This window comes from Arthrobacter sp. H20 (assembly GCF_000520515.1).
In the GTDB taxonomy this organism is placed as follows: Bacteria; Actinomycetota; Actinomycetes; order Actinomycetales; family Micrococcaceae; genus Arthrobacter_D.
This window is the reverse complement of sequence record NZ_KI914756.1, coordinates 3,132-8,493: the sequence shown is the minus strand read 5'-3', so window position 1 is coordinate 8,493 and position 5,362 is coordinate 3,132. Positions and strand designations below refer to the sequence as shown.

Sequence of the window (5,362 nt, the reverse complement as noted above, 5' to 3'; positions counted from 1 at the left end):
AAAGCTAACCGGAACCTCCTGCGTTCCCGCGGGATCCAGGCGGTCATCCCGGAACGCTCCGACCAGCAAGCGAACCGTAAACGCCGCGGCCGCAGTGGTGGAAGACCCGTCGGTCTCGACAGGGAAGCCTACAAACGGCGCAACGTTGTTGAACGTTCCTTCAACACCTTCAAACAATGGCGCGGTCTGGCCACCCGGTACGACAAACTCGCCCTCACGTACCGCGGAGGAGTCGTACTCCGAGCCATCACTATTTGGCTCAAAGAATTAGGAGACACGCCCTAGCCGCCCGAGACTTCGGCACCGCGATCCGCAACAACTTCTACTACGTGCTGCTGGTGGTGCCGCTGCAGACCGGCCTGGCCCTGTTCCTGGCCGTCATGGTCAACAAGCAGGTCCTGAAGGGCCGCGGACTCTTCCGTACCGCTTTCTACTTTCCCTCAGTCACCAGTTCAGTAGCCATCACAGTGCTCTGGCTGTTCCTGTTCAGCGCAACTGGCGTTGTCAACAAGGTGCTCTCCTTCTTTGCGATCGCCGGGCCCAACTGGTTCCAGGACCCCCGAGGCGTCTTCCACCTTGTGTTCTCGGTGTTCGGATTAAGCCGGGCACCCGAGGCACTGCAGGATCCAGCCTTCCTGGGGATCTCCAGCTGGGAATGGCTGGCCGGACCGTCAGTGGCAATGAGCGCCTTCGTCCTGATGGCCATCTTCACCACCTCCGGCACGTTCATGCTGCTCTTCATCGCCGCGCTGCAGAACATCAGCGGGGAGGTGCAGGAGGCAGCAATGGTCGACGGCGCCTCCGGCTGGCAGCGGTTCTGGCAGGTCACCCTTCCCATGCTCCGGCCGACCCTGTTCACTGTGCTCACCCTCGGGTTGATCGGCACCTGGCAGGTCTTTGATCAGATCTACGTCGGCACGCAGGGCGGGCCCGCCAAGACCACCCTGACGCCGGCCTACCTGTCCTTCAACTCAGCGTTCAACAACCAGAACTGGGGCGAAGGCGCGGCGATAGCGTTCATCCTGTTCGGCATCATTGTGGTGCTCACCCTGTTGCAGCGATATGCGCTCAGGGAACGGGATGTGCCCAAGCGGAACCGGATGGTCCCAGTCGGCGCCGACCCCAAGTCAGCGGCCGCCCACCGGTCGGCCGTCCGCCACGCAGACCGCACCGGCCCGGACCGCCCCAGTGACGGCTCGGACAACACAGGCACCACCGAAGGAGACCGGCGATGAGCACCACCACAGCGCCAACGTCGGCATCAGGGCCAGGAGCACCCGAGGAGCCGCGGCGAATCAAGAACCGTCGCAAGAAGGTCACCCGCGGCGCGTGGATCACCTACCTTGTGCTGATCACCCTCGCGGTCATCTACATTTTCCCGTTCATCATCCAGGTGGCTACATCCTTCAAGACCGAACCGGATGCCGCACAGGACCCGTTGGGGCTGATCCCGCAACACTGGACCTTCGCCGCCTACGAGACCCTGTTCGCCAACTCGGACTTTCCCATCTGGGGCCGCAACTCGTTCATCGTCACCGTCTTCGTGACCGCTGGACGGGTGTTCTTCAACTGCCTGGCCGGTTATGCGCTGGCCCGCATCAACTTCCGCGGCCGTGGGCTGGTATTCGCGCTGCTGGTCGGCGTGATGGCGGTACCCGGCGTCGTGCTGTTGATTCCCAAGTTCCTGGTGATCAACCAGCTGGGAATCTACGACTCCTACATCGGCATGATCGTGCCCCTGCTGGCCGACGCGGCGGGAGTCTTCATCATGAAGAACTTCTTCGAGTCCATCCCACCCAGTGTCGAGGAGCAGGCCCGGGTGGACGGCGCCGGAACGTTCCGCACGTTCTGGTCCATCGTCCTTCCCATGGCCCGGCCCGCGGTGATGACCATCGTCATCCTGTCCTTCCAGGGGTCATGGAATGAGCTGAACCACTTCATCATCTCCACCCAGGACCCTGCGCTCACCACCTTGACCAAGGGCGTTGCCCAGTTGGCATCAGGTCAGCTCAGCCAAGGCACCCAGTATCCGCTGAAGCTGGCCGCAGCGGCCCTCATGACCATTCCGGTGGCCATCGTCTTCTTCATCTTCCAGAAGCGGATCATGAACGCGTCGGCCGGAGCCGTGAAGGAGTAGCCATTTCCCCCGCGGGTGGGCCTGTGGGCCTGTGGCTTGGATCGGTCGGGGTCAGTTCCGGGGCTTGAGGCTGGCGGAACCGTCCACGCCGTCGCCGGCGGCCAGCCCCGTCAGGACGGCGCGCAGGGCGTGCAGCGAGGAGTGCTCCGGCTCCCACCCCAGAAGGGTGCGGGCACGGTCGGTGTTCATCACCGGAGCCTGCGCTGCCATATCGATCCACCCCGGATCAGTGCGCTGCAGCCCTAGCGCCCAGGTCACGCCGACGACGGCGCGCAGCACCTTCACCGGCAGGTTCATCACGCGCCGGGCACCGAGCTGACCAGCTACCTTCGCCGGGGTAAGGACAGGTTCGGCGGCGATATTGAAGGCGCCGCCGATACGTCGGTTAACGGCTCGCCAGTAGGCGTCGGCGACGTCGTCGGCGTGCACCGCCTGGAAGATCAGCCTGTCAGGGATGGGCAGCAGCGGGAGCCGCAGCCGGTCCAGCAGGAATTTCGGGACCAGCGGTCCTAGGAAGTAGCGGCCGATCTCGCTTCCGGCGTCCTGTTGGAAGATCAGACCGGGTCGCAGGCGGGTCACGGGGATTTCCGGGTACAGTCGGTCGAAGTCGTCCAGGAGCGCTTCCTGCTCCGCCTTGTGACGGCTGTAGTGCGAGGTGCTGATCCCACCGTGAGGCCAGCCTTCATCGACCCGCTGCACTTTTGACGCCGGGCTATAGGCGCCGACTGACGACGCGCAGACGAAGTGGCGCACCCCGGCGTCGGCGGTGGCCTGCAGCGCGTTGGCGGTACCGGTGACGTTGGTGCGGTGCATCGCCGCTTCGTCGCGATTCGGCTGAATCGCCCAAGCCAGGTGCACGACGGCGTCGACGCCGTCGAGCGCTTGAGCGAGCTCGCGACGGCCGTCGTCGGTCCCGATGTCGAGGGTCTGCCACTCGAAGCCGGCGTACGGTGCCTGGCTGGTGTCGGGCAGCCGGCGTGCGAACCCGATCACCTCCACACCCCCTGGATGCTCGGTCGCTGCCCGCTGCAATCGCCTCAGCACAGCGGTCCCGACGTTGCCGGTAGCCCCGATGACCGCAACTCGCAGGGGGCCGGTAGAGGAAATCGCTGAAGAAACCATGGCCCCACGGTAATCGTTAGGTAGGCTAATGCACTAGTAAGTGTCCTTACGACCAATGAGACTTTGGCGAATCAAGTGGAGGTACCAATGGCACGCAGCGGCGGGGCAGCGGCGGATTCGCCCGAAGCGCAGACCCAGGACAAGGCCATAAACGCGCCGAGTCCCGATGATGATCGGAAACCGGATAGCCCCACCGAGGTGAAGAAGCCGGCCTGGGGCTACGTTCTTAAGCGCACCATCCGCGAATTCGGCAAGGACCAGTGCACCGATCTTGCCGCTGCGCTGACCTACTACGCTGTGCTCGCCATCTTCCCTGCCCTCCTGGCAGTTGTCTCCCTGCTCGGCGTCTTCGGGCAGGCCGACACCACAACGTCTGCGGTCCTCGACGTCCTCGAAGGCGTAGCCCCTGGCGCCGCCGACAACGAAACGCTGGAAAGCACCATCCAGGGGCTAGCTAGCTCCTCGGGGGCTGGTCTTACGCTGGTCATCGGTATCCTCGGTGCTCTCTGGTCGGCCTCCGCCTACGTGAATGCCTTTAGCCGGGCGATGAACCGCGTGTACGAGGTGGACGAGGGCAGACCATTCTGGAAGCTACGCCCGGTGATGCTGCTCATTACCGTCGTCGTGCTCTTGTTGGTGGTGTTGATGGCGCTGCTGCTGGTGCTGTCCGGCCCGGTTGCCGAGTCTGTTGGCAGCGTCATTGGTCTCGGCGACACGGCGCTGCTGGTGTGGACGATCGCCAAGTGGCCGGTCATGGTGGCGTTTGCCATGTTGATGATTGCGGTGCTGTACTACGGCGCACCAAATGTGAAGCAGCCCAAGCTCCGCTGGATGAGCATGGGCTCGTTTGTGGCGCTGCTGGTCCTCGCGCTCACCACGGCGGGCTTTTCCTTCTATGTCTCCCGCTTTGGCAGTTACGACGAGACCTATGGGGCCATCGCCGGCGTCATCGTGCTGCTGCTCTGGCTCTGGCTGGCCAACCTGTCCCTGCTCTTCGGCGCCGAGTTCGACGCCGAACTGGAGCGGGGGCGCCAACTCCAGGCCGGGATTGAGGCGGAGAAGACCCTCCAGTTGCCGCCGCGGGATGACAAGATGAGCCGCAAGAAGCTCGATAAGGAACTTGAGGACATTGACAACGGGCGGGAACTACGCCGGAAGTATGAGCGCGAGTCCGCCCGGGACCGCAGCAACGGGTGATCGCCAACCGACACACACGCAGTGATTAACTCTACCTCGGGGCAGGGCTGTTCCCAACCGACAGCCCTGCGGCGGGAGATTAGGCTGAAGAGATGACCGAGAATGAGAACAGCACCCGTGGCGCCTATGTGAACACGGGCAAGGAGTTCAGCCGCGACACCACCTACATCGAGACCCGGATTACCCGGGACGGTGCGGACGGCTATCCGGTGGAGGCTGGCCGGTACCGGCTGATCGCCGCCCGCGCGTGCCCTTGGGCCAACCGCTCCATTATCGTGCGCCGCCTCCTCGGCCTCGAGGATGCCATTTCACTAGTGCTCCGTGTTAATGGTTTGTTTGCGTTTCATCTTGCCCAGGAGGTACTCCGCTGACTTGGTCCAGGTGAATGGTTTGGCGTCTTGGTTGTAGTTCTCGATGTAGCGGTCCATGGTTTCTTCCAGCTCTTTCACCGAGCTGAATTCCCCGCGTTTGAGGCACTGGCGGGTGATGATCCCGAAGAAGATCTCCACCATATTCAGCCAGGAACAGCTGGTCGGAGTGAAGTGCATGGTCACCCGGGGGTTTCCAGCCAGCCAGTCCAACACGTTCTGGTGCTTATGAGTTGCATAGTTGTCGCAGATGACATGCAGCTCGACCCCGGGGTGGGCGTCCGCGACCCGGCCCAGAAAATCGACAAACTCGATGTTGGTGTGCTTTTGGTAGAAGGCGTTTGCGCTGAGTTTGCCGGTGAGGACCTCTAGGGCCGCGAACAAGGTGGTGGTGCCGTTGCGTTGGTAGTCGTGCGTCTGCTGCAGTGGGTGCGTCGGGGACAACGGTTGGTTCGGGCCGGTGCGGGACAGGGCCTGGATCTGGGTCTTCTCATCAATGCTCACCACCACCGCGTTTTCCGGCGGGGACATGTACAGT

The 5,362-nt window shown here is 63.2% G+C and carries 6 protein-coding genes and 1 pseudogene; 5 read left to right on the top strand and 2 right to left on the bottom strand.

The features are described from left to right. From Y703_RS0115565 to Y703_RS0115555, 3 genes are all read left to right on the top strand, one after another. Positions 1-285, top strand: a 285-nt coding sequence (locus tag Y703_RS0115565; RefSeq protein WP_026553449.1) for an IS5/IS1182 family transposase, incomplete at its 5' end; no start/stop codon positions are given. Then, positions 255-1,235 carry a carbohydrate ABC transporter permease gene (locus tag Y703_RS20340; protein ID WP_253908081.1) on the top strand — a complete coding sequence of 327 codons (981 nt, stop codon included), beginning with the start codon at positions 255-257 and terminating at the stop codon, positions 1,233-1,235. The genes Y703_RS0115565 and Y703_RS20340, both read left to right, overlap by 31 nt. Continuing rightward, a complete protein-coding gene (locus Y703_RS0115555; protein WP_026553448.1) occupies positions 1,232-2,137 on the top strand; it encodes a carbohydrate ABC transporter permease in 906 nt (301 codons plus the stop codon). Before Y703_RS20340 ends, Y703_RS0115555 begins: the two co-directional genes overlap by 4 nt. A 51-nt stretch (positions 2,138-2,188) precedes the next feature. Here the strand turns inward: Y703_RS0115555 and Y703_RS0115550 are convergent, their stop codons facing one another. Continuing rightward, positions 2,189-3,226, bottom strand: a complete 1,038-nt coding sequence (locus tag Y703_RS0115550) for an NAD-dependent epimerase/dehydratase family protein (RefSeq protein WP_026553447.1) — start codon at positions 3,224-3,226, stop codon at positions 2,189-2,191. Positions 3,227-3,346: 120 nt separating this feature from the next. Between Y703_RS0115550 and Y703_RS0115545 the strand changes: the two genes are divergently transcribed. Then, a complete protein-coding gene (locus Y703_RS0115545; RefSeq protein ID WP_026553446.1) occupies positions 3,347-4,456 on the top strand; it encodes a YihY/virulence factor BrkB family protein in 1,110 nt (369 codons plus the stop codon). A gap of 92 nt (positions 4,457-4,548) precedes the next feature. Then, positions 4,549-4,770: pseudogene (locus Y703_RS21755) on the top strand (glutathione S-transferase family protein); the annotation flags it as partial. Here Y703_RS21755 and Y703_RS21085 read toward each other — a convergent pair. After that, positions 4,768-5,355, bottom strand: coding sequence for an IS630 family transposase (locus Y703_RS21085; RefSeq protein WP_081743579.1), 588 nt, complete (start codon positions 5,353-5,355; stop codon positions 4,768-4,770). The pseudogene Y703_RS21755 and the gene Y703_RS21085 overlap by 3 nt on opposite strands. Positions 5,356-5,362: the final 7 nt, after the last annotated feature.